Source organism: Candidatus Merdisoma sp. HCP28S3_D10 (assembly GCF_052065835.1).
GTDB lineage: Bacteria > Bacillota > Clostridia > Lachnospirales > Lachnospiraceae > Laedolimicola.
In genome coordinates, this window is record NZ_JBQHTG010000001.1 from 860372 (window position 1) to 885947 (window position 25576).

Sequence of the window (25576 nt, forward strand, 5' to 3'; positions counted from 1 at the left end):
TCATTCCACCTTTTCTACTCGTGCCGGTTGAAGGAAAGGTGCTTTTTCCGTTCTTCCTTCTTCTCCTTCGCCGTCACAGATATGTAAAGCTTCCAGGCCACCATTCCGGAGCCTCCCAGACCAAAGAAAAATCCCGGGATATAGACCCAGCCGCCAAGTCCCGCCTTCGCGCAGAGCAGCCAGCAGAGTCCCAAACACATCAGAAGCGGCGTCACCAGAGTGAAGCTGAACTGGGTCAGCAGGGTCAGATTTTTCACAATATCCATCCACCACTTCATCTCTTTCATTTCCCGATTCTCCGTTCTTTCCTTGCGTTTTTCTTTGTATACACACTTTTGATATTACTATTTCCCGGGGCTCAAGTCAATTTTTTTATGGATTTTTAACATTTAGAAATCCTGTTTATTCCTATTAAAAATGGGGCTTCTGTACCTGCTCACCAGCCACACAATCAACAGCAGCAGAGCCAGCTCTGTGCTCATCAGAGCATAGTCCATATTCATCAGAACCAGCAGCGCAATCCAGGTACCGGCCATCAGGAAGCTGCGGCTCTTCACCAGCGTGTAAATGACAATTCCCAGGAAAAGCAGTGTAAAAACAATCCCGACAGGAATGGAGAACCGGAGCATCTGATTCAGGAATACGTTGTGACCGTTATTTACCAGCCAGCCGCCCACATCAATGGCCGACTCTCCAAAGCGCAGTCCCCAGCCCTGGGGATATCTCAGAATTCCGTTCTGCCACACGCCTTTCCAAATGATCGTCCTGCCGCCCAACGTCCAGATATTCCGTTCTGCCAGCACGTCACCCGCCACTTTCCAGCCTGCATATCCAAACGCGGCCAGAACCGCCAGGTACCAGACCCGGAAATGAAAATTTTTCCAGTTAATCTGATCTGCCGCATAGCCTGCAAAGATCAGGAATACGCCGGCGATACCGGTCCAGGAATGCGTCAGGTACAGACAGCACAGCAGCACCGCAACGCCTCCGGCAAATACAAGCTGCGATTGAAATAACTTCCGATAGGCCACCAGCAAAGCGATAAACGCCACCAGCATCAGCGCATATTCGCTTTTATGGCTGTATATCCAATAATGCCGCGTCTCGTAAAAATCCTCCGGCAGACTGTAACATACAAACTGATTATTGCAGATCAGAAGCCGGATATATCCCATCTTATAATAAATAAGGCTTGCTATATTGGAAAGAATGATGCAATACATCAGAAAACGGATATTTCCCTTCCATTTTTCCTCTGCTTCCTCCCCACCGCCTGCCAGCACTGCCAGAAACAGAAACGCTACCGTATTGTTGATCTCCTCCCAGTACCAGTGCAGATATCTGTGATTGTAATACAGGGACAGCGCATTATAAAGCAGCAGTCCGACAAAATACAGGATACCTGCCACTGATATCGCCGAACATTTCCCCTTATTCTTCCATATTTTAACGCCCATATACAAAACAATAAGAAAATAAGCCCATGTAAATCCACCGTAATAAGCGCTTTGATACACATCTGTGTAAGGACTGTAGCACGCCGGAAACAATAGCATCAACGCCACCGCGCCGCGGAACAGCCAGGAGTCCAGCCCTTGTTCTTTTATCCAATTCATCTGAAATTTCCTCCTTATTTTATCTATTATATCCCAGTTACTTATTATTTGACAAGCACTGCAAAATCTTTTATGATACAAAGAGGATTATCTTTACAAATTATGTTTATATGAGAGGAACTTACCTGTACCATGTACAAAAAAGAATCAACCGGGTGGTTTAAGCATTATGATTTTATCCTGCTGGATATGCTCTGTCTGCAGATTGCCTTTCTTCTTGCATATACAATCCGGGGAATAAACGGAAACCCGTACGCCATCGTCCTGTACCGGAACATGGCGGTATTTATCGTTTTTGCGGACGTAGTTGCGCTTTTCTTTTTTGAAACGCTGAAAAACGTCCTGAAGCGTGGGATCTACGTGGAATTTATTGAGACTCTGAAGCATGTGGTCATCGTCAGCGCCCTGTGCGTTTTTTATCTGTATTTCGTACAGGACGCCCAGGAATATTCCCGCCTGATGCTGGGTATCATGTTTGTCATCTATTTTATCCTTACCTACACGGTCCGACAGATATGGAAAACCATTCTGCGACGACGTATGGTAAGCGGCGGCGATCGCTCCCTGCTGATTGTCACCAATGAAGCGGGGGCCGCAGAAGCACTGCAAAACCTGAAAGAGAATAATTACGAAATGTTTACCCTGTCCGGCGTCGTCATCCTGGATCGTGACCTGACCGGTCAGGATATCGAAGGGATTCCCGTGGTATCCAGCGCGGAAGACGCACCTATGTACGTATGTCAGGAATGGATTGACGAGGTTCTGATTCTTCCCCGTGCAAAGGATGACGCCATTCTTCGGGATCTGGTACACAAATTTGTCGAATCCGGCGTCACAGTCCACCTGAATCTGGCACAGGGCTTAAGCATTCCGGGTCAGAAGCAGCTTGTGGAAAAGGTTGGAAACTATACCGTACTTACCACCAGCATGAATTTTGTTTCCGCCAGACAGCTTTTTGCCAAACGCGCCATGGATATCGTCGGTGGCCTCGTGGGCTGTCTGCTGACTGCCCTCGTATTTCTTTTTGTGGCTCCGGCTATCTATATCAGCTCTCCGGGTCCTATTTTCTTCTCTCAGGAGCGCGTGGGAAAAAACGGAAAGAAATTCAAGATGTACAAATTCCGCAGTATGTATCTGGACGCCGAAGAGCGAAAAGCCGCCCTCATGAAGGAAAATAAGCTGGGCGACGCCAAGATGTTCAAGATGGATTTTGATCCCCGGGTCATTGGAAATAAAATCCTTCCGGACGGCACCCGCAAAACCGGTATCGGCAACTTCATCCGCAGCACCAGCCTGGATGAGTTTCCCCAGTTTTTCAACGTTCTCAAGGGCGACATGAGTATCGTCGGCACCCGCCCGCCCCTCATCGGCGAAGTCAGCGAATATGAGCTTCACCACCGCGCCCGCCTGGCCATCAAGCCCGGCATCACCGGCATGTGGCAGGTCAGCGGAAGAAGCGATATTACCGACTTTGAGGAGGTCGTGAAGCTGGATACCCAATATATCAGTGAATGGAGTATCGGACTGGACATTAAGATTTTGTTTAAAACCCTATTGGTTGTATTTAAAAAGGAAGGGTCGGTATAATACCGGGCCCTTCCTTTTTCTCAATAAATCTTAAGAGTCTGTCCATTTATCTCTGACGCCAGATACAATTGCTTATTCTCTATGAGAAAGCTCTTCATAACCTCCGCATGAGGATGGTCAAATTTATTGACACTTCCTGCGGAAACAATATAACAACAATGTTTAAGTTTTAAAAATTCTTTATTAAAGCTGTATTTTGATCCATGATGAGGTATTTGAACACATCCGACATGAGCCCAATATTTTTTATAACTTTCTTTCAGCGTTCTCCACTCTGCTTCACTTTTCGCATTATAATCTCCCGTATATAAACATCCTGATGGCATTCCATCGTTTTCAGCATCCCTTTTCTGTCTCATCGTTCTCGCAGTTTCTCCCGAAAACAGGACCATCGAGTTAATGTTCACTTCCTGTCTTACACCGAAAATTTTCTTTATTCTCTTTCTTACATCTGCGCCTGCGTTTCGCCATACCCTGTCAATATCGTCTACGGTTTCTATTCCGATCCCTTCGTTTCTCAATTGTTCCATAATTTTCAGCGCTTTACTATCCACTTCGAAATTATACGGCACAAATACCCATGGGATTTTTTTATTCGCCTTTCCCCAGATATCCTCTGCCACATTCGCGCCGGACGGTACAACTCTTCGATTCATATTTAAGCTTATATTATCGATCGAATTTTGGTCTCCAGCCGCCTGTACCAGTACCAGCTCCGGCATACTTTCTCTTGCGTATTTTTTCACTGCAGAATATGGATCGTCTATAAAATCATTTGTAAACTTATCCTTGCCCTTTATTATCTGATCCATGCGCAACACCTGCCGGTTCGCCGCGGTCACAAGCGGAAAATATATCTTCTTTACATCGCAATGCTGCAATAAATACGGAAGCCCATTGATATGATCTGCATGCAGATGAGACAAAAATACTGCATCTACCTTCTCATCCTTCTTCAAGCAATTTTCAATTTGCTCTTTCACCCTATCTACACCTGTCAGAGAACCGCAATCATAGATTATCACCGCGTCTGTTCCAAAAGTTCTCTTATCAAATCGTTCCAGATAAAACGCACCCTGACCAACAGGCAAAAAAAATCTGCGCATATGTAATTCCCCTCTCATTTTTCTTACTAAGCCTTGTAATAATAAACACACAAATCCGGAATGGTACTTAACTGCTGACAAACATACAATGTTCCAAAGCCTCCATATAATACAAATATAGTATAACACTCTATCACAAAAATTACGACGAGTTTCCGCAAATGCAGACTTTTTACAGCGAATAACGTGTACAATAAAATGTATTTTTTTCGAAAAGTCGTTTGAAAAAGTTTATATTTTGTTTTCAAACTCCCTTGAAAAAGTTCCATATTCAAATTATAATATAATAAACATGGAGGTGAAGTTGTAATGTTAAAGCGGAAAATGGAACAAAAACTGATTGATTGGAAAAACACAGAAAATCATAAACCGTTGATCATTAAGGGCTGCAGGCAATGTGGCAAGACCTTTTCTGTTCTTGATTTTGCAAAGAAAAATTATGAACATGTTGTATACCTAAACTTCTTTGAAAATCCGGACTATGCTTCTGTTTTTTCCGGCTCTTTGGAAGTGAATACGATCGTGATGATGCTGTCCGCCCTGTTAGGCAGCGAAGCCGTATTTGAAAGCGGCAATACGGTACTGGTTCTGGACGAGATCCAGGAGTGCCCGGAAGCCCGAACCGCACTAAAGTTCTTCCGGACTGACGGCCGTTATGATGTCATCGGCACCGGTTCCTTACTGGGAGTGAAGGGATACGGGAAGGAACCGAAATCTGTTCCGGTCGGTTCCGAAACAGTCATTGATATGTATCCACTGGATTTTGAGGAGTTTTTATGGGCAAATGGCATTACTTCCCCGGTAATCGATATGCTGAGACAATGCCTGCAGAAAGAAGTCCCAGTCCCGGAAGCCCTGCATAACCGCATGAAGCAGCTGCTTTTACAATATACGGTTGTCGGCGGTATGCCGGATGCTGTACAGACTTTTGTGAATACAAAACAGATGGATGAGGTACTGCAGATTCAGCGCGATATTATCCGCTCTTATGAGGATGATATGGTAAAGTATGCAGAAAAGAAAGATAAATCAAAGATCAAAGAATGTTTCCAGTCCATTCCGAAACAGCTCAGTAAGGAAAACAAGAAATTCCAGTATTCCGTTGTTAAAAAAGGATCTACCTCATCAAAGTATGCCGGAAGCCTGCAATGGGTCGAAGACGCCGGGATTATTATCCGTGCCTACAACCTGTCCATTACAGAACTGCCTCTGGATGGAAATGCTGAAGAAGATGTATTCAAGGTGTATATGCGAGACTGCGGCCTGTTTGTCAGTATGCTGGAGGATGGTACACAATTCGATATCCTACGAGGTAACCTCCATGGCTATAAAGGCGCAATCTTTGAAAATCTGATTGCAGACATTTTCGGAAAGATGGGACGTAAGTTATATTATTTCCATAAGGACAGTGGACTGGAGATAGATTTTGTAATCCGATATCAGGGAGAATGTACCCTGATTGAAGTCAAGGCAGCAACCGGTAATACCAAAAGCACCAAGACGATTTTGCGCCATCCGGAAAAGTATCACGTCTACCATGCAATTAAGCTTGGGGACTACAATGTCGGGCGTACCGAACAACTCCTGACCTTGCCATTGTATATGGCATTCCTGCTAACCGAACTGTAACTCCATCGGAGACGCAAGAAATCTTCAACAATTTTCTACTCTCAGTATGAGTTCGAGGAGTGGCACGACTGTTTGTTGTAAAATGAATATTCACCGGCAGACGGGAAATCATCTGTCGGTAAATATTCTTGCGTCAAGAAACCATGATTCAATAATAGTAATTGGCTTTTGTAAGATTCTTCTTCACTTTCTTGAGCCTGCGAGACTTTTTCTGTAAAATAACCATCACAAGGTTCTTCTATGATAAAATAAATATCATTAGGAGGGCCTTTTATTATGGCAAAACAAAAGAAACCTGTTCACAGAGTTGAAATGACAGAAGGAAAAAGAAATATCATTCGTCAGCTTCTCGAAGAATACGATATTGAGACTGCTGAAGATATCCAGGATGCTCTTAAAGATCTTCTTGGCGGCACCATCAAGGAAATGATGGAAGCAGAAATGGATGACCATCTTGGATATGAGAAATCCGAGCGTTCTGACAACGACGATTATCGAAACGGCTATAAACGCAAGCAGGTAAACAGTCGGTATGGTTCTATGGAAATCGAAGTACCACAAGATCGAAAGTCCACCTTTGAACCACAGGTTGTCAAAAAGCGTCAGAAGGATATTTCTGACATTGACCAGAAGATTATCTCCATGTATGCTAAAGGAATGACTACACGCCAAATTTCGGAAACGATTGAAGATACAGATTTAAAAACCATCTATCAGGCTGCTGATGAGCAGCAAGCAGGTAAACAGCCGGTATGGTTCTATGGAAATCGAAGTACCACAGGATCGAAAATCAACCTTTGAACCACAGGTTGTCAAAAAGCGTCAGAAGGATATTTCTGACATTGACCAGAAGATTATCTCCATGTATGCCAAAGGAATGACTACACGCCAAATCTCGGAAACGATTGAAGATATCTATGGATTTGAAACATCTGAGAGTTTTATTTCTGATGTAACAGATAAGATACTTCCGCAGATTGAAGACTGGCAGAATCGACCGCTAGACGACGTGTATCCGATTCTTTACATTGATGCTATCCACTATTCTGTGCGGGACAACGGAGTGATTCGTAAACTTGCAGCCTATGTAATTCTGGGCATTAACACAGAGGGCAAAAAGGAAGTATTGACCATCACGATTGGTGACAATGAAAGTGCGAAATACTGGCTTTCTGTCTTAAATGAACTAAAAAATCGAGGGGTTAAAGATATCCTGATTATCTGTGCAGACGGCCTTACAGGCATTAAAGAAGCGATTTCGGCGGCATTTCCAAAGACAGAATATCCAGAGGTGTATTGTCCATCAAGTAAGAAATACGCTGAAATACGTTCCGGATAAAGACAGGAAAGCTTTTGCTACAGATTTAAAAACCATCTATCAGGCTGCTGATGAGCAGAAGGCTCTGGCTGCTTTAGACCGCGTAACTGAAAAACGGAGTCCGAAATACCCGAATTCCATGAAACGCTGGAAGGACAACTGGGATGCTGTTTCTTCAATTTTTAAGTTTTCAACCACTGTCCGGAAGGTCATTTATACAACAACTGCGATAGAATCACTGAACTCCACATACCGGAAACTGAATCGCCAGAGAAGCGTATTTCCGAGTGATACAGCCCTGTTAAAAGCCTTATATCTGGCCACTTTTGAGGCTACTAAGAAATGGACAACTACCATCCGGGACTGGGGCCAGGTCTATGGGGAGTTGAGTATCATGTACGAAGGACGACTTCCAGAATAAGTAAAAACATAGTCTAAGACAGGCGGCCAGCCGCCTGCTCTTGACATGCCTGGCAGTAATTGTTATATATAAAACAAGGGTGAAAAGCCTGATTTGTAAGCTTCTCACCCTTCATTATTATAGAAGAATCTAATTTACAGAGATTTTCTCATAGTCTCGCATAAAAATACCGCCAGCCGGTTAATAGGCTGACGGAAAAAAAATTATTATTTTTCATTGTTCTCTTGACAGGTAGCACACCATATCAGGTGGTTTATTTTATTGCTGATACAACAAAAAACGGAGGCCATCCCCCGCCTCTCCCAGGTCCATGGCCTCTGTCCACTATCCACTCTATCTATTTTTCCCAAACAATTCCCTAAAATCCGCCGCTGCCAAGATTCCACACATAATAACAATGATTGCGCAAGTAATAGTAACCGGCGTCAATACGCTGGTATCTCTTAACAAAACTACCGTAAACACAATCGCCCACGCTGAATAAGATACATTGAGCGCCATTGCCTTCGATGCTCCAATTGTAGCAATCGCTTTATAATAAAATAAATAAGAAATCGTTGCAAACAATGCCGCAAATGCAATTGTCGGCAGTAGCCAGCCTGTGTGGGTTGTGAATAACGCAACTGTAAATCTCCAGCCTTTTAGGAACGGTAAAATTATGATTCCGTAGGTTAAGCCTGATGTTGTCTGGCGAATTTGCAGAGCGTATTCATCTTTCACTTCCGGTTCCTGCATACATTTGGCGAGAATAACCGCTTCAATGCCCCAGCCAAACGCACACATCAATGCTCCCAGAACTCCGAGCATAAAATTAGACATATCCAATTCCGGCGAGTAACTTAATCCGTAAACGCCCGCTAATGTAAGTAATAACAGCACCCACCGATACCATTGCATTTTTTCCTTCAGGAAAATATATGCAAGGACAGCCCCAATGGCCGGGAATATGGCGCTGGCTACTGCGCCGATGGAGGCTCCCATGTAATTAACAGCCATCACATATCCTGTCATTCCTATGGGGCCACCAATAACTGCAGCAAGTACAACAAATTTTCCGCTTTTGGTTTTAAAAGCTTTCCATACATTTTTAAGATTGCCTCTAGCTCCATTGTATAGCGTGGCCCATATCGCGGAACAAGTGTCATGTAAAAATGTACTTACAAACGGTGCCAGAAACACCGCCTGTTCCGTTGAAACAAATGGCGTCATTGCCAATGCTACGCCAAGAATAATCGTCTCCAATGCCCAGGTTACTCCTGCTAAAATTCCGTAAATCATATAATTTTATCCTCTTCTCTTTTAAATACTTTTAAATTCCTCTATGTTACTCTTTAATCTTGCGTAACGTTCCGCAGCCCAATCTTCCATGGGCTGACCATCAAATGGTACTCTTGTTTTTGCCCAAAGTGTCCAGAGATAATCTACATATATTTTATTGGCCAGAAAATGCTGCCAATCCAGACTTGTCGGTTCCTTCTCCAAATATCTGGCAAGTAACAGCCTATCTTCCTGTTCTCCATACTCTGCTTCGATTGACACATCTGCCAAATCCCAAAATCCATCATTCATGCCTGCGTATTCCCAGTCAATCAGATACATTCTTTTCCTGCTGTCTTCCACCCAGTTTTCACATAAGGCATCATTATGGCAGGGAACTTTCTGTATCGCACGCTTGTCATCAACGTTCTTTTTTACGCTCATTACTGTTGATTTTACTTCTTGATAATCATCATACATCATTACCTGATTATCATAAATAATTTTTTCATATCCCGCTGCCATATCAAATACTTCAAATGGAACTCCCGTGTCTGCTCCGCATTGATGCAGTTTTTGAAAAATAGCCGCCATCTGCTCTATATGTCTTTCCTCTTTCAGTGTTTCCGCAGACATCGTAACAGCTCCATCTATATATTCCGTCACCTTTGAACCGTCTTGTCCGAAATATAAACATTTTGCGTCTATTCCCAGCCTGCAGGCCAATTCCGTGCTCACTCTTTCATCCGCACGAACAATCAATTCTTCTGTCCCCTCTCCAGGGATTCTAACCACATATTCACTTCCATCATAGAGTTTCACATGATATGTATGATTTGTGAGACCACCCATCCTTTCTATGGTCTCATAAGATTTTCCCAATACTTCTTTACACAAGGCTGCTACCTTTGTCAAATCATTTTGTACTATTTCCTTTGCCATCTTACACTCTCCTTATCTTCTGAGTTTCATAATTATATTCAAAGTGTTGCTCCAACACCTGAAATCTACAGCCAACTGCCTCATTACTATCATCTTTTACCGCCTGTACTTCCCTTATATCTTTCTCTTTGCACTCCAATTCTTTGGATATACTTTTCAAAATATGGGATCTTGTATTTTCAACATAACTCGTATCAAATTCACGCAATTCATCCAATGTATCAAACTCAAAAATATAATTTTCGGTATATTTCCGTATTTTCATTTTCAACTTATCCAGATGTTCCATAAAAATACTTTCCCACAAAAGTTCCCTCGTACCCGGCAGGTCATAGATATTCTCCAGTATTTCTATGAATTTCCTGCTAAACTCCTCACTCCAAAAGGTATGTCCCAACATATACCATGCATTTTCCCCTCCGATAGTGACGTTGCTTATATATCCATCTTTATCTTCTTCCATACACCATTCTTTTGTCTGACCTTGGGAAAAGACTGCTGCATAATATGCATCATCTACTGACGTCTCAAATGGATTTTCCATAAAATAATTATCTGAGGAACACACATAAGAATTTTTCAGATATTCTTTTACCGCATAGATACTGGAATTATTATTTCTTACTAGATACTCTTTATTTTCCACCAATATCACGCCGTACTTTTCTTCTAAATATTCGAATTGCTCTTTTTTGTATCCAACAACCAATATAATTTCTTTTATTCCAGCCTCTTTTAACTGACGTATCTGCCGCTCTATTAATATTTCACCCCGCACTTCAATCAGTGCTTTGGGTCTTTCATACGACAACGGCGCAAATCTGCTGGACGTCCCTGCCGCCATAATGATTGCGTTATCTACCTTATATCTCATACCTTATTCCCTCTTTCTCCATTTCTTCCCGCACAATTTTAAAATAATCTTTTGCGTATCGATATTGTCGCAGCGAATATTCACCAAATTCTACTCCTAAATTTCTTTTGTATTCACACCAGTTGCTCCACAAAAGGCCGCACGCAGCAATATAGCAGTAAATTTTAATTCTTATTTCTTTTCTGCATCCTTCTGAAAAATAGATATTTATCAGTCTGTCTATTTGCCGCTTATTATACAAAGCGTAAATGCAGAACATCGCAATATCCACATGCGGATCCTGCATTCCCGCATATTCCCAGTCAATTAATCGAAGTTCTTCCTTTCCGTCTTTTTCCGCAAAAAGGAAATTATCCGGAACAGCGTCGATATGAGTCAAGACCTTTTCTCCGGCATATTTTTCGATATATCGTTTTAATGAAAATACATGCTCTTTGGTTTTCTGGTAATCTCTGTATACAGATGGCGTCCCCTCCCAAAGCTGCTCATAAAATTCAATCTGACCAAAGATATCAAACTCATGCCCCACTTTTAATTTCATCTCATGAAAAGCCCGGAGCTTTTTCATGCATTTCTTTAGATCACTTACATCCAATGGATTGCAAACTCTCGCATTTTCCAGGAATTCCGTAATCTTATACCCATTGTCCGGATTCAGGTAATCGATATCATCGCAAATATGCTTGTCTCCAATTGTGTGATATACTGCCGCTTCCTGCCTTCTATTGATCAAACGATCGGTGCCTTCTCCCGGAATTCGCATGATATATTTCTTATTTTTGCAACTAAAAAGGAATGACCGGTTTGTCATTCCCTTCTTCAAAACTGTAATATCTGTGATTTCCTCTGCTCTGGCCTCCAATGCCTTGCATATCACCTGTATGGCGTCCGTTTTCAATTGATTTGAATCGCTGTCCAATTCACGCAGCTGCTCATATGTATTTATCTCTACCACATCGGATGCGTGAACCACACGGGCCGACACGAGCATACGCCCCTTCCGGTATAATGCTTCTTCCCAAAATGAATTATCATATTTCCTGTTCTGGCTTAATTCCTGCAATTTTTCCCGGACACTTCCGGCCTCTTCTTCCAAAAGATAACTGATACCAATCATCGCATTTCCACCTACAGATTCCTGCACCGATACTAGCTCCATCTTCCGATTGACCCGCACAGAGCTTTCATTATCAACCAGATCGCTGACCATATACCAGGAATACAGCTCATGTTTACGATAAGGGTTTCTGTCGCACCAGATATCACAGGGAATGATATAGGAATTAGAAATGTATTCACGGGCCAGGTTCAAAGAATGCAGGTTATTTTTTGTGGCGTATTCTTCATTAACAATCAACTCAACTCCGTATTCATCTATCAGATATTCATATTGTTCTTTCATGAAACCGACTACGATATAGATCTTATGAATTCCTACTTCATGGAGCTGCTTTATTGTTCTTTCAATCAAGGTTTCTCCATTTACCTCCAAAAGGCCTTTCGGTGTCTCTGTGTTGATGGGAACCATGCGCATACCAAAACCTGCAGCCAGAATAATCGCATTCTTTGGTTTTTTCGCATCAAACTCTTTCCTCGCTTTTTCAGTCAGTCTGATTTGATCGTCTATATATCCTGCTCTTTCCAACTCCTTGAGCGAACGATTTACAATTCCTAATGAATGACCGGATAATTCCGCCAAAATTCGCTGGTTTATAAATGGTTCTAAATACAATGTGTTTAAGATATCTCCTTCTTGTTTGTTCATGTACATACTCCTTTTTGTTTTTCTGAACACAAGTATAAAAAATAACTACTTGAATATGAAAATACTCAAGTAGTATTCTTTATCTCCTATATAAATGCTCATTCATAAATAACTATTCTCATAGCTCTACCTTAATAGGCAGATGCGTATGCCGTTTCTCTAACGGAGGCAACTCCATATAATCACTACCATATTGTGTAGCTAAATATGCAGTCACATTATTGGGAACATACATCTCTATACCTTCGAACTTTATTTTTTTGAAAGGAAAATACGTTTCTCTTTTCATTATAGCTGCCGCTGAACTTTCATCATATTGAGCAATATAACCTAAATCTTCATTAGGATTGATGGATAATTTTTGTATCACTCTCAGTAACAATTTATTTGAGAACAAACTTCCTGGCGCAGATAAAATACGATTTATAATATATTTGGGCCTAGAATAACTACTTTTAAAAGCTTGCGGACAGCTTTTTATTTTAAGGCAATGTTTCAAATAATTAATTAACCACTTTTTTGTTCGAGTACTTAATAAGTTCGGATTATCCGCATTGTCCAATGGAAACACATCAATATAGACACCATTGTTTTTATATAGACCATCCGCAATATTTTCTATAAATAATGTTCCCTTTTTTCTAACTTTGGCAAATGTTAAGAAATAATTAGTTTCATTTTTTTCATATTGAATATCGTACAATCCATTTTCTTGTTCCATAAGGTTAATAAATCTATTATAATCTCGTCGCGGTATTGCAATATCGACATCATCATCCCATGGAATAAATCCTCCGTGCCTAAATGCGCCCAAAGCTGTTCCATACACTAAACAATATTCTATATTATTTTTTTCACAAAACTCTGTAACATAAATTAGAATTTCTAACAAAACATTGTGTAATGCATCTATATAGTTTTTCAATTTTTCTCCCTTCGCTCATTAGTGCCTTACAAGTGCTTGCAAAATTTTAAAAGCATAATAAACATAACATTTTAGTATCCATTATTTTTCTATTTCCTTTAAAATGCATAATGTATCTTTTATACCCTCATCAATTGTAAATGCTGCCTTCCATCCTAAATTTTCCAACTTTTTGGTGTTTAAAACTTGTTTTGCAATAGGTGTTCTATTCTCCAAATCTGACTCACTTGGATTTTCAAATACTACTTCTTTGCCAGCTTGCTCAGCAACTGCTTTCGCCAGTTGTGCAATCGTAATTCGGATATTCGGATTTGCTATATTATATGCTTCTCCAGTTTTTCCTTTAATAAGCACCGACAAGATTGCACTGGCACAATCTGCAACATAATTATATGAGCGCATCTGGTTGCCTGCACTTTTTAAAACAACATTTTCGTTTTTAAGCACATTCCTAATAAATTGCGCATGTGCTCGACTATCTGTTTCCGTCATCCCCGGACCATATGTATGACATGGTCTTACAATTACAGTTTCTAATGCGTATTGTTTCGTATAAGATGCACAAAGATTTTCCGCTGCTCTTTTACTAATAGGATAGCAAGCGCGAGATAGCATTGTATCCATATATCCTGCATATGATTCCTCAAACGACTCCAATGACAAATCTCCCTGACCGTATATTTCTCCCGAAGAAATATACAGCATTCTCTTTGCATTACAATTTTTTCCAAGCTTTAAAAGGTTATAAGTTCCAGATATATTTTCCATAATAGTTCCCACAGGATCTCCGTTAAATGCGGATGGATGTGCATTTCCTGCAGCATGAATTATATAATCAACATTAACTTCAAAACGGATTACATCTCGAGCATCGTATTCCATATATATCAACTGCGTATCATTCATACAAGAAAATCTTGCTTTCATCTTTAATACATTTCTTCCCGCAATATAAATTGTTATATTAGCATTATATACTTCATTAAAATAAAGCAACATATCCACAATAAATGAACCAATTGTTCCTGTTGCTCCTGTAATTAAAATTTTACAGTTTTTTAATTCTTCTATTTCTACAGTATGGCTTAAAGCAACATTCAAATCTTGTAAATATGTATTACTATCATAAAAACTTCCCATTTTAATCAACCCTTTAACCAATCTGATCGCCTTGCCATTAGTAAAGCTTTAAAAATATCAATATCCTCAACTGTTGTTAATTTAATATTTTTTTCAGATCCAATAGAAAAATGTACTTGTTCACCCATTTCTATCATCAACGTGCAAGAAGCTACTGAATTTGTAATTCCTGCTTTCAGTGCTCTACGATGCAAATCACATATTTCCCCAATATGAAATCCTTGTGGTGTTTGCGTTCTCTTGAGCCTTTCCCTTGGATAACTGCCAACCGAAACTTCTCCATTTTCTGTTTGCATCATTGCCTCCATACACGGAATAACCGCAATTGCATTACCTTTTTCTCTAGTTACTCTTATACAGTCAGAAATAATATCTGCTGAAACCATTGGTCGAATTGCATCATGAATAAGAACAATATCGTTTGAGTCAAAATGTTTTTCCAATTCATAGACTCCATTACGTATAGAATCTTGACCATTTTTTCCGCCCGATACAATGTATTTGAGTTTTGTTATATTAAACTGATTGGCATATGCCTGTAAAACAGATTGCCACCCTTCAATACATACAACTTCTATCGCATCTATTTCCGGATGCTTTTGAAATGCCTCTAATGTGTATATAATAACTGGCCGCTCATTTACTGTCAAAAACTGTTTTGGAATACTTTGCCCCATTCTATTGCCTGAACCCCCTGCAATAATTAACGCTACATTAGACATTTATACCTCTCCCTTACCACTCATTTTTAAAATTTCTTTTATATAATTTCCTGCACCCATTTCATTAAAATAGTATGCTGTTTTAGTTACTTCTTTTCTTTTTTCTTTTAATTCATCCCTGCCACTCACAAGTTTTTCCAACACATCTCTTACCATATTCCAGTCTTTTGCCTCATATAACCCTCCTTTTAATAATTCAAAATCATCATTTTCTTTACTGCCTCCACAAAAAATAATTGGCTTCCCTGTCAGGAAGTAATCATAGACAACAGACGAAGGATCTGATATTAAACAGTCTGACGAATAAAATATACTTAAATACTCTGATGATTCATCCAAATGAAGATTCTTGCTGTCTTTATATTGTTTTCTCAAACACTCTTGTTGACGCTCTGTAAACTCTCCTGTAGTATTCCACTCCAAAAAAGCCTGTGGGTGAGGCCTAAATACTAATTCAATATCTTTAGCTAAACAAAAATTAACCAATTCATCTTTGTAATCAAAAAAATGGCAGTTTCCCTCGTTTGTAGTCCAACGTGGTGTCCATACAATCCTATATTTACTATGTGATTTGTCCTTCCAAATATCAGAATTTTTATTAATTTGATTCAACCTGTCATATCTCGGATAGCCACTCATTATACATTTCGTGCTGTTGTATCCCAAACTCTTGTATCTATTAAGTATGTATTCATGATCCCTCGGGTTTTGTGTGAAATAAAATGAAATATCCCTTAAAAAATCTGCAGGAGTACATTCATCATAAAACTCACTAAATCCAACAGGGCTAAAATAGTTTAAATAACATATTTTAGCATATTGCGCTACATTCCAGCTTTTGTATGCTTCACAACGAGCAATATTATATGGCTGCTGAAAAAAAATATAATCCGGCTTTAATCTTTTTAGGTCGTACCATTCACCCGTTTCATAATTGTAGCCGTCTATGCATCCATATTCCTGCCAAAATGTTTCAGCCCCCTCAGATTCATATTTTTCATGGTTTAGCCACAATTTAGGTAACTCTTTTTTATTCGGGATTGCTACTATTGAAACATTAAACTTCTCATCTTTTTTCAAAGCATCATAAACACTATGCAAAGACTCCCATACCGCTGGCCGGTGGCACACAAAAACAACATTTATTTTTTCGTGTTTTAATTCTTTAATCTGTAATCTGTAGTCGATCGCCTCTTTAGCGATCAAAACAGAAGTATACCTTATTTCATTCAGTTCTTTTTCCAAAAGTTCGTTTTTCTTAACCAGCTTTCTCATTCCTGGCAATTTTTTTATGAATGATTTTACTCTCTTTCTCAAAATTTTACCCCTTTACCAACATGATCCACTTTTCTTTAATAACTTTTTTCTGTTCACCTGATAAACCAATACAATATAAAAGAACAATATAAACACATCCATATAAACAACAAAATCCTATTAACTGGATCCATGAATCTATCACAACAAACTTCAACACTCTTGAACTAACAATCGTTAAAACGCTCACTGGAATTAACCACTTAAACATCTCTTTCCAGAATATAAATATATTCAAACCAATTTTATGATGATAATAATAATTCATAAACAATCCATGACCCAGCAATGTTGCGAACAAAGTGCCTAAGCATGTACCAACAACTCCCCACATTTTAATCAAGAAAATACTAGCAACAACATTAACACATGCCACACAAAAATATACTATTGATCGCATTCTATGCATATTTTTCGCATTTTGAATATTTACACCAAGAGTTTGAACTGCCGGTATATATCCTGCTAGCATTAAAATAAGGGTTGCATAATATGATATTTCATATTCTTCCCCAACCCATAAACATACAAACTGACGCCCCACCAGCAGGAATCCCGACAAAACCAATAACATTAAATAATTATTAAATTTTCCAACTTTAACAAACACATTTGTTAATTCATTTTCTTTCGTTCTGTCAACTGCCAATCTATTTGCTTCAGGAACGAACATCTCAGGAACAATCCATGAAACTGTTGTATAATAATTCTTTAAATTATATCCCACACTATATATCGCAACGGCAATTGTTCCTGTTAATCTTCCCAGAAGGAATTTATCCACATTAGAATTTAATTGATCAACTACATCGCTTAAAAAAATAAATAATGTATATCCCAATAGTTCTTTAAAAATTTCTTTATTAAAAAACCCTATATTAATTTTCATTTGAAGCTTAGCATAGCAATACCAAACATTTGCAATTAACCTAACTATTGTTAAAAACAATGTAACCGAAACTACACTAACCGAACCGCCGCCCATATAAAGTAATGGAAGATTTAAAACAGGAATTGCTATATTTATTATAATTCCAACAACTTTCTGATATACAAATCTTTCGTTGGCAGACATATATGCTACATATAGACTATTGGGAAATGAAATTGCAAGATTAACAACCATTATGACTAACAGTTTTTTCGCTATACTATAGTCCTCTGTTGTTAATTGTTTACCTAATATTCCAATGTTAAAGTATAAAATAGCTCCTGCGAATAAGCACAATGCCGTGATAACCAGAAATACTTTCATAAACATTCCGTTTACATTTGCAACTTCATTATCGTCATCATTTTTATTTCTGGCCAAAACATAATAGCGAATGTATGCTCCATTAAATCCTAAATTCATTAAATTTAAATAATTAACAACTGAAAGAACTAACTGATACAAACCGTATTCGCTTTGTCCCAGTATACGGATCATTATTGGTGTATACGCAAGTCCAACAATGATTGTTATTATTTGAGAAAAAAATGATAAGGCAATTCCTCTAGATATTTGCTTTTTCATTTATAAATCCCCTCGTATAATATTTTATATATTGCTTTATGGTATATGTCTTCTTCATCTGAAATATTTTTTTTATAACTACATCTAATTTTTTACTTTCTATTGTCCTATACTCTAGCAATTCATAGCAATATGAAGGCATTAAATTTGCACATCCTGCTTTATATTTCAAACATTTTTCATTTCCTAAGATCGAATAAATATGTTTTCTCCAGATATACATTAAAATAATTGCCTCTGAATAACGTTCAATAATAGCATCATGCCATTCGTCATTCATCAATCTCAAATCCACATCTAATCCCTGAACATTCAATACAGCTTGCTCAAGTTCATTCATACTTGTATACACACTCTGCCCAGTCTGACGATATGCATAAATTGGTCTATTAACTGCGAACATTTCACCATAATTTAAACTATTCACAACAATATTATTATCATCAAAATATCCTAATTTTTTAATGTACTCTATTCTAGTTGTATCAAAAACTTTCCTGTATACACATCCACCAGCATGCATATAATAATTCTCTAAAAAATTCTTTTTATCTATACATTGATTTGACACTTCCGAAGGCAATATATGTTCTTTTCCTAAAACTCCATCTGTCACATAGCGAAACCCAAAGGCCACAATACTAATCGATACATTACTTTCAAATACTTCTATTGCTTTCTTAATGAAACTAGTATCACAATAATAGTCATCTCCATCTAATGTACAAAAAATATCTCCCGTTGAATGTTCTAATATATTCAGCCTATTAGCACTTGCTCTTTTTACCGAATCATATTTTTCATCTTGCATCCTAGGCATGATATATAATTTTATTTGGCTTGGATATTGCTGTATATACTCATTAACAACCTCAATCGTTCCGTCTGTCGAGCCATCATCACCAACAAGAATTTCCCAATCACATGGTTTATCTATTGCAAGAATACTCTCCATGCTTTGCCTTACATATTCTTTTTGATTATAATAAGTCACAAGAAACGATACTTTCATAAATTAAGCTCCCATATTTCATAAACGCCTGTACGTCCGCCAAACCCTTCTTTTTGCGCACATAAGCCTTCATTTAAATAGATTCTTCCATGTTCCGTAGAAATTCCAAAATCAAGCCACTTCTTATTATCCTTATACTTTTCAATTACCGTCGCGACTGCCAGATCTAACGCTCCAACTGTCCTAGCTTCATCGTCTGCAGCCATATACTGAGTGTGTACAACCTGTCCATACTCATAAACTACTGTTCCAGCAATTAATTTTCCTTCTTTTTTTGCTGCAAAAAGATGAATGTTGTCTGGCAATCTGTCATGAAGCAATTTAAGTTCTTCACCCGTATGAACTGCATGTACATCATGTCTTTCCGTTAATACAGTTTCTTCCAGTTCCATAAATATTTTATAGTCTTTAAGTTCCGTCAGTTCTTCAATTACAACGCCTTCGCGTTTTGCTCTTGATATTTGCGCTTTCCTTCCCTTAGGCATTTTAAGCGGTGCTACCAGATTTATATAAGTAGACACATCTACCGTAATAAGCCGGGCTCCATTTGCAAAAAGTGAAAATCTATCTTCTTCTGCCGGTTGTGTATGATAAATATGCGGTATTGTTTTGTATATCACCTTCTCTATACCATTTTCTTTTGCATATTCGATCAAAGCTTGAAAACAATCATTCATTGTATGCTGCTTCATTTTTTCATCTGTAATAAATCCTCCATAAGTAAGCCCCCCATGGGAATATAAAACATTTTCTTTTTCACTTAACGGAAGAATTGCTACAAGTTTCTCATCATCCCAAAACATCAGTGAATGATCTAAAAATCGATCCTTATGATAGTCCATATATTTTCTATCAAACATAAACAAGGAATTTTTGCTCTTACTGTTAAATTCATTCCAAATATTTATATCTTCTTCTGAATATCTCCGTACCTGTATCATTATCTCTCCCTTATTTAAACATGTTAATTTTCTCAATTACATACTCGACCTCTTCATCTGTCAGTCCATAATACATTGGCAGACTTAATTCCGTGGCGCTTATTTCCTCTGCAATCGGAAAATCTCCCTCCTTGTATCCCAACTCCTTATAACACTCCTGCAAATGCATCGGAATCGGATAATGCTTGTTTGTACCTATACCCACATCATTCAAATATTTTTCTAATTCGTTTCTTCTTTCACAACGAATTCCAAATATATGCCATACCGGAACAGCATCTTCAATGACATACGGCAACTCAATCAACGGATTCTTTATCCCCTTCAAATATAAGCCGGCAATTCGTCTACGTTCCTCATTCATTTTCTCTAATAATGGTAATTTTGCTCTAAGAAAAGCCGCCTGCAATTCATCCAGTCTTGAATTATTCCCTTTATAAATATGATGATACTTATAATCTGATCCATAGTTTCCCAATGCTCTTACTCTCTTTATCAGTTCTTCGCTATTGCTGACTGTTGCTCCGGCATCGCCCAGTGCTCCAAGATTTTTTCCGGGATAAAAGCTAAATCCTGCAGCATCACCAAAGCTTCCTATCTTTTTTCCCTTATATGTCGCACCATGCGCCTGCGCGCAATCTTCAATCACATATAAATTATACTTTTTCGCGATTTCCATAATTGGATCCATATCGCAGGCCTGTCCATAAAGATGTACCGGCATAATCGCCTTCGTTTTAGAAGTAATCGCAGCTTCGATTCTGGTCGGATCGATATTAAAGGTTCTAATATCCGGCTCTACAAAAGCTAATGTCGCTCCAACATAGGTGACTGCAAGAGCCGTTGCAATATATGTATTAGATGGTACAATAACCTCATCCCCTGCTTTAATATCTAATGCTTTCAGTGCTAACATTAACGCATCCAGACCGTTTCCGGTTCCTACGCAATGCTCAACAACGCAAAAATCAGCAAATTCCTTTTCAAATGCTTCATCTTCTGTTCCTTCGATGTACCAGCTACGTGTATACACTCTTTCAAAGGCCGCTCTAAGTTCTTTATCTAATTCTTTTTCCATTGGTTTAAAACTTACAAATGGGATTTTCACTTTAATTCTCCTTTTTGCCTACAAATTTTAAAAACTCATTGTAATCTCTGATGTAATCGGATTCATCATAAAACTCCGACGCCAATACCATTAACACTGCATCTGGTGAAAAATCATACATTTCTCTCCACATATTATTGGCTACATAAAGTCCCTCATACGGTTTTTCCAAAGGAACTATCTTTTTTTCTTCTCCATTATCCAATAAAACTTTACAACTTCCATGAATACATATTAAAATTTGTTCCAATTTCTTGTGCGCATGAAATCCTCGAATTACACCTTCTGCCGTATCGTACATGTAATACACTCTTTTAATTTCAAACGGTATATCTTTAAATTCCTCTAACGCTATCAATTGTCCTCGTTCATCCCCGTGAGGCTGAAATACGTATTTTATTACTTGCATTTTGCATTTCTCCTGTTAACAACTTAATGTCTTTTTTAAGATTTCGATATCACATTCTCTTGGTAACTTTTTCTTTCCTGCTTTCATTTTTCTGCGAAAATAAAGTATCTTTGGAAACATAACCACCTTATATATTTTTTTTATATACATAGGTAAAGAACTTTTTCTTAAATACTTCAGATATCTTTTGGTAATTGCATTTGTTCCTTCTTTTCTTTCCCCAATCAATCTGTCCGACATTTCATAATCTTTATATAATAATCTTTCCCATTTGCTATCATTGTTGGTTGATATTCCTGTACCATACTCGTACCAAACAACCGTGTGTGGGAAGTAGCATACTCGTAAATTATCAAATATCATAATCCGAATCATATAATCTTCTGCGTAAATTATTTTGCTTTTTATTAGCTCTAAATATTTCTGTATTGCATCTGACTCCATCATTTGAGCAGCACCTAAAATCGTATCATTAGCTAATAAATAATCTATAAATATATCTTTATATTTTCCCTCTTTTGTATATAATTCCTTCTTTATTGGACTGCCTTTTGTCGGAAACAGAGTTACACCATTTTGGCTTGCGCAATAATATACTGCATCGCCAAAACTTACTACTGCCTTCGACTTTTTCATAAAATCAAACCATTTTCTTAGCGTTTCCTTATGGTACAATAAATCTCCAGGTGCAATTGTTTTTATATATTTGCCCTTTGCATTTTTAACAGCTCTATATATATTTTCCACTGTTCCCTGATTTGTTTCTGAATTTGTTATCACATAATTATCAAATTCATATTTTTTCATTATCTCTATGATATTGCTATCATGCCTTACGTCTGAACCATCATCTGCAACTATAATCTGCATTCGTATATCATCTTGTGTCAAAATAGACTCTAAGGTTTGTCTCAATTTATCCCATATAGAATTGTATGTGACTACTACAACAGATACTTCTACATTATCATTCATAGCCAATCTCCTACCTCAAACATTTTACATAAAAAATCCTCAAGGAAATCATGTATAACTTTCTTCTCTTGAGAATTTCGATTGATTTAAATAATATATAATACTTAAAAAAAACATAAATATTGCAATACTTGTATTAAACATAACTCCATGTACAATAGATGTTTCCAAAGCAATTATTACGATAATTGCTTTCCAATATCTTCTTTCTTGTCCTCTTAATCCATTCCCTTTACGATACATTTCTATAAGCATCCAAATATATACTACAATGCCCCAAATTCCCCATTTCATAAGGATTGTAAAATAGCCATTATGTAAAAAGGGTAACGTATCTTCTGTCGATACCAAATATGCATATCCATGAACATCTAATTGTGTACCAAATCCACCTCCAAACAACTTTTCAACAATAGAATTTCCTTTAAATTGTTCTATTTCACAATAAGCCTCGTATCCTCTCCAATTATTATTAACAGCTACAAAATCCCAAGAATCCGTGCCAAATGACACTTCTGTAAATGAACCTAATATTTTATTTACAAAATTTCCAATCATAGATGGAAATATTAAACTTATCAGAATTATACATATTACTAATATTCCAAAATACTTTGCTAATTTCTTAGGGTTTTTCATAACTCCCGAATAAATCACAAAAATAGCCATCATCATTAAATTCGTTCTGGAAAAGTGAATCAAGATATCAGCTATCAAAATACACATACTTGTATTTTTTATCCATTTCTGCATTTTGATCTCTTTTATGAAATAAATCCCTATAAATAATGTTATTACTGCTAATCCATCTCCAGTACCTATTAACACGCGCAATCCATAAATAGAACCATCTCCTATTCCACTCTTCAAAATAGTTAAAATTGAATGACTCAAATCATAAACCGCAAATCCGGTTCCTATAACAAAAAGTATTTTATAAATGTCAAGCTCATCTGTATTTTTTTTCACTCCTACAATATTTTCTCCTACCATCCAATAAAGTAGGGGCATACTACAGTACACTATATCCTTAATTATGTTTTTTATCGTATAATCTTCAAAAAAGTAATTACATATACCTATCAATATTCCCAATATTAATAGAGAAAGATACCATATTTTCCCTGGGAAAAGATTTTTTCTTATTTTTGCATTATTATACACACTGCAAATTATAATGACCGCCACTAGTCCAATCGTAAGAAGTTCTATACTGCAAAAACGTGCGAGTATAATAACGCTCAATATCAATATTGCATAGTTTTTTTTTAATGCTTTCATATTTTTTATTTCCTCTCACGCTTTATCCATAAGTATTTGATATACAGCCATGTATTTATTTTAAATGCTATTTTATATATTAAATTTTGTACTTTATTTGTTTTTAAACATTCCACGTTATATATACACTTTGCTTCATATAGGAGTTGCATCTTCTTTTTGACGGATGTAATATTTTGATTAATAATCGCTGAATGTTCATGAATATACTGCAACTCGTTTAATAAATAGTTCTTATAACCTGCTTTTTTTACTTTGTATGATAGGAGCGACTCCTCTCCATATAAAAATGTTTTTTCATTAAATCCTTTAACCTTATTCCAAACGTTAGACGAACACATTAATAGTGAACCAGGGAGAACATCCACTTCCATATTATCTTTTGAAAGATTTTTGTACTCTTGAGGATCATACAGTTTCATTAAAAAGAGGTTTGAATTCCACAGCATCATACCAAATGTAGGTAGTTTCCATGCTGTTAAATACTTTTTGTTGTCCGGAACTATCATTTTCGGCGATATCAGTCCAATATTCTCATTTTTTTCAATGAAGTCTATCATTTTATTAACAGTATCATTTGTGTATGATACGTCTGTGTTCGAAATCATAATTATTTCTGGATCATACTTTTCTATTGCATATGCTGCACCTATATTATTTCCCACCGCATATCCAAAGTTTCTTTCGTTTCTTATAATATCTATCTTTTTTCTTTTATTTATATTCTGAATTTTATTTTCTAATTTATCATAAATTTCTTTTTCAGAACCATTATCTACAACAATGATTTTATCAATTGAATTATATCCATAAATTGTTTTCACATATTTGAATGCTATCTCTTCATCATTAAAGCACAATACTATAACCGCTAATTTCATTATTGAACTTTGTATAATAATCTCTAAAGACTATCATATACTTCCTTTCTACTTTTAACCTAAGATACTATCTTCATAATTTTCCCATGTTCGGCAAAATTTATCATATTTTAATAGTTCGCTTATTGTTTTTTGTCTCTATGATGCTCGGGTTTTCAAAATCTTCCCCGGCACTCCACCAATCACCGAATTTTTTTCAAATTTTTTCCCTACAACCGCATTCGCCGCCACCACGCAGCCATCACCAAGTTCTGCTCCGTCTAAAAATACAGCTCCGGCCCCAATCCAACAGTTATTTCCAACTTTAATTCCTTTATGGGTTACACCCTGATCTTTGATTAATACCGATGTATCGGAATAATTATGATTCTCTGAGTGAAACCGGATATACTGACCGGCGATTACATCTTCGCCTATCTCTATCCCTCCTGCTGCGCCAAAAAAGCAGTCATTTCCAAAAGTACTTCTACTTCCGATGGATACACCCTTTCCAATATGCTGAAGTCCACCTGTACACTCAATTCTCGTATTTCTCCCTAGGACAACATGGTCTCCAATCTTAACGCCATCTGTGGAAAGTGCGTCAATATAAACCCCATCATGAAGCTTTGTTTTTTTTCCTATAGTTAAATATCTTTTTTCTAAAGCTCTTACTTTTTTTCCTACAAAAATACTTCTTGCTATTTTAGAGTACCCCAGACGGAATCTCTTTCCTCTCAAAACCATCCAGCCATATTTCCAACAAAGACGCACTATATATCCCATGCTTATTCTTTCATCCATATGAAAATCATCTTTCCCGGCGACCTTCATAAGCTTATCAACAATCCTCAT

General features: G+C 37.5%; 24 protein-coding genes and 1 pseudogene. 5 read left to right on the forward strand and 20 right to left on the reverse strand.

The genetic code is table 11. From position 1 onward, the window contains the following. Window positions 1–14: 14 nt before the first annotated feature. The gene (locus ACTNCH_RS03925; protein WP_441014660.1) at window positions 15–287 is read right to left on the reverse strand and encodes an AtpZ/AtpI family protein; all 273 of its coding nucleotides are present in this window, start codon (window positions 285–287) and stop codon (window positions 15–17) included. 102 nt (window positions 288–389) lie between these two features. After that, window positions 390–1616: an O-antigen ligase family protein gene (locus ACTNCH_RS03930; protein WP_441014659.1), complete on the reverse strand. Its 1227-nt coding sequence runs from the start codon at window positions 1614–1616 to the stop codon at window positions 390–392. A 132-nt stretch (window positions 1617–1748) separates the two neighbouring features. Here ACTNCH_RS03930 and ACTNCH_RS03935 point away from each other — a divergent pair, with 132 nt between their 5' ends. Then, a complete protein-coding gene (locus tag ACTNCH_RS03935) occupies window positions 1749–3203 on the forward strand; it encodes a sugar transferase (protein WP_441018830.1) in 1455 nt (484 codons plus the stop codon). Window positions 3204–3223: 20 nt separating this feature from the next. Here the strand turns inward: ACTNCH_RS03935 and ACTNCH_RS03940 are convergent, their stop codons facing one another. Next, a complete protein-coding gene (locus tag ACTNCH_RS03940) occupies window positions 3224–4309 on the reverse strand; it encodes a ComEC/Rec2 family competence protein (RefSeq protein ID WP_441018832.1) in 1086 nt (361 codons plus the stop codon). A gap of 309 nt (window positions 4310–4618) precedes the next feature. Here ACTNCH_RS03940 and ACTNCH_RS03945 point away from each other — a divergent pair, with 309 nt between their 5' ends. From ACTNCH_RS03945 to ACTNCH_RS03960, 4 genes and pseudogenes are all read left to right on the forward strand, one after another. Next, window positions 4619–5938 (forward strand): ATP-binding protein, encoded by a 1320-nt coding sequence (locus ACTNCH_RS03945; protein WP_441018834.1) that lies wholly within the window; start codon window positions 4619–4621, stop codon window positions 5936–5938. 312 nt (window positions 5939–6250) lie between these two features. Continuing rightward, window positions 6251–6445 (forward strand): annotated as a pseudogene (locus ACTNCH_RS03950) (transposase); the annotation flags it as partial. Between the two features lie 253 nt (window positions 6446–6698). Next, entirely contained in the window at window positions 6699–7277 is a 579-nt protein-coding gene (locus tag ACTNCH_RS03955; RefSeq protein ID WP_441018836.1) for an IS256 family transposase, read from the forward strand. Next, window positions 7162–7677 (forward strand): transposase, encoded by a 516-nt coding sequence (locus ACTNCH_RS03960; protein WP_441018838.1) that lies wholly within the window; start codon window positions 7162–7164, stop codon window positions 7675–7677. Before ACTNCH_RS03955 ends, ACTNCH_RS03960 begins: the two co-directional genes overlap by 116 nt. Before the next feature lie 333 nt (window positions 7678–8010). Here the strand turns inward: ACTNCH_RS03960 and ACTNCH_RS03965 are convergent, their stop codons facing one another. From ACTNCH_RS03965 to ACTNCH_RS04045, 17 genes are all read right to left on the reverse strand, one after another. Further along, window positions 8011–8955 carry a DMT family transporter gene (locus ACTNCH_RS03965; RefSeq protein WP_441018840.1) on the reverse strand — a complete coding sequence of 315 codons (945 nt, stop codon included), beginning with the start codon at window positions 8953–8955 and terminating at the stop codon, window positions 8011–8013. A gap of 21 nt (window positions 8956–8976) precedes the next feature. Next, entirely contained in the window at window positions 8977–9876 is a 900-nt protein-coding gene (locus ACTNCH_RS03970; RefSeq protein ID WP_441018842.1) for a phosphotransferase, read from the reverse strand. A gap of 1 nt (window position 9877) precedes the next feature. Further along, entirely contained in the window at window positions 9878–10750 is an 873-nt protein-coding gene (locus ACTNCH_RS03975) for an NTP transferase domain-containing protein (protein ID WP_441018844.1), read from the reverse strand. Further along, complete coding sequence (locus ACTNCH_RS03980) at window positions 10740–12515, reverse strand: NTP transferase domain-containing protein (RefSeq protein ID WP_441018846.1); 1776 nt, start codon at window positions 12513–12515, stop codon at window positions 10740–10742. The genes ACTNCH_RS03975 and ACTNCH_RS03980 overlap by 11 nt, the downstream gene beginning before the upstream one ends. 118 nt (window positions 12516–12633) lie before the next feature. Next, a complete protein-coding gene (locus ACTNCH_RS03985; RefSeq protein ID WP_441018848.1) occupies window positions 12634–13440 on the reverse strand; it encodes a LicD family protein in 807 nt (268 codons plus the stop codon). A gap of 81 nt (window positions 13441–13521) precedes the next feature. Continuing rightward, a complete protein-coding gene (locus tag ACTNCH_RS03990; RefSeq protein WP_441018850.1) occupies window positions 13522–14601 on the reverse strand; it encodes an NAD-dependent epimerase/dehydratase family protein in 1080 nt (359 codons plus the stop codon). Next, window positions 14586–15302, reverse strand: coding sequence for an IspD/TarI family cytidylyltransferase (locus ACTNCH_RS03995; RefSeq protein WP_441018852.1), 717 nt, complete (start codon window positions 15300–15302; stop codon window positions 14586–14588). The genes ACTNCH_RS03990 and ACTNCH_RS03995 overlap by 16 nt, the downstream gene beginning before the upstream one ends. Next, window positions 15303–16619 (reverse strand): CDP-glycerol glycerophosphotransferase family protein, encoded by a 1317-nt coding sequence (locus ACTNCH_RS04000; RefSeq protein ID WP_441018854.1) that lies wholly within the window; start codon window positions 16617–16619, stop codon window positions 15303–15305. It lies immediately after the preceding gene. Between the two features lie 4 nt (window positions 16620–16623). Then, complete coding sequence (locus ACTNCH_RS04005) at window positions 16624–18135, reverse strand: lipopolysaccharide biosynthesis protein (protein WP_441018856.1); 1512 nt, start codon at window positions 18133–18135, stop codon at window positions 16624–16626. Then, the gene (locus ACTNCH_RS04010; RefSeq protein WP_441018858.1) at window positions 18116–19147 is read right to left on the reverse strand and encodes a glycosyltransferase family 2 protein; all 1032 of its coding nucleotides are present in this window, start codon (window positions 19145–19147) and stop codon (window positions 18116–18118) included. The genes ACTNCH_RS04005 and ACTNCH_RS04010 overlap by 20 nt, the downstream gene beginning before the upstream one ends. Next, entirely contained in the window at window positions 19144–20088 is a 945-nt protein-coding gene (locus ACTNCH_RS04015; RefSeq protein WP_441018860.1) for a GNAT family N-acetyltransferase, read from the reverse strand. The genes ACTNCH_RS04010 and ACTNCH_RS04015 overlap by 4 nt, the downstream gene beginning before the upstream one ends. Before the next feature lie 10 nt (window positions 20089–20098). Further along, window positions 20099–21196: a DegT/DnrJ/EryC1/StrS family aminotransferase gene (locus tag ACTNCH_RS04020; RefSeq protein ID WP_441018862.1), complete on the reverse strand. Its 1098-nt coding sequence runs from the start codon at window positions 21194–21196 to the stop codon at window positions 20099–20101. Between the two features lies 1 nt (window position 21197). Further along, complete coding sequence (locus ACTNCH_RS04025; RefSeq protein ID WP_441018864.1) at window positions 21198–21605, reverse strand: sugar 3,4-ketoisomerase; 408 nt, start codon at window positions 21603–21605, stop codon at window positions 21198–21200. A 15-nt stretch (window positions 21606–21620) separates the two neighbouring features. Continuing rightward, a complete protein-coding gene (locus tag ACTNCH_RS04030; protein ID WP_441018866.1) occupies window positions 21621–22580 on the reverse strand; it encodes a glycosyltransferase family A protein in 960 nt (319 codons plus the stop codon). 48 nt (window positions 22581–22628) lie between these two features. Then, window positions 22629–23861: an O-antigen ligase family protein gene (locus tag ACTNCH_RS04035; RefSeq protein WP_441018868.1), complete on the reverse strand. Its 1233-nt coding sequence runs from the start codon at window positions 23859–23861 to the stop codon at window positions 22629–22631. 5 nt (window positions 23862–23866) lie between these two features. After that, complete coding sequence (locus ACTNCH_RS04040) at window positions 23867–24742, reverse strand: glycosyltransferase (protein ID WP_441018870.1); 876 nt, start codon at window positions 24740–24742, stop codon at window positions 23867–23869. 138 nt (window positions 24743–24880) lie between these two features. Next, window positions 24881–25576 (reverse strand): acyltransferase, encoded by a 696-nt coding sequence (locus ACTNCH_RS04045; protein ID WP_441018872.1) that lies wholly within the window; start codon window positions 25574–25576, stop codon window positions 24881–24883.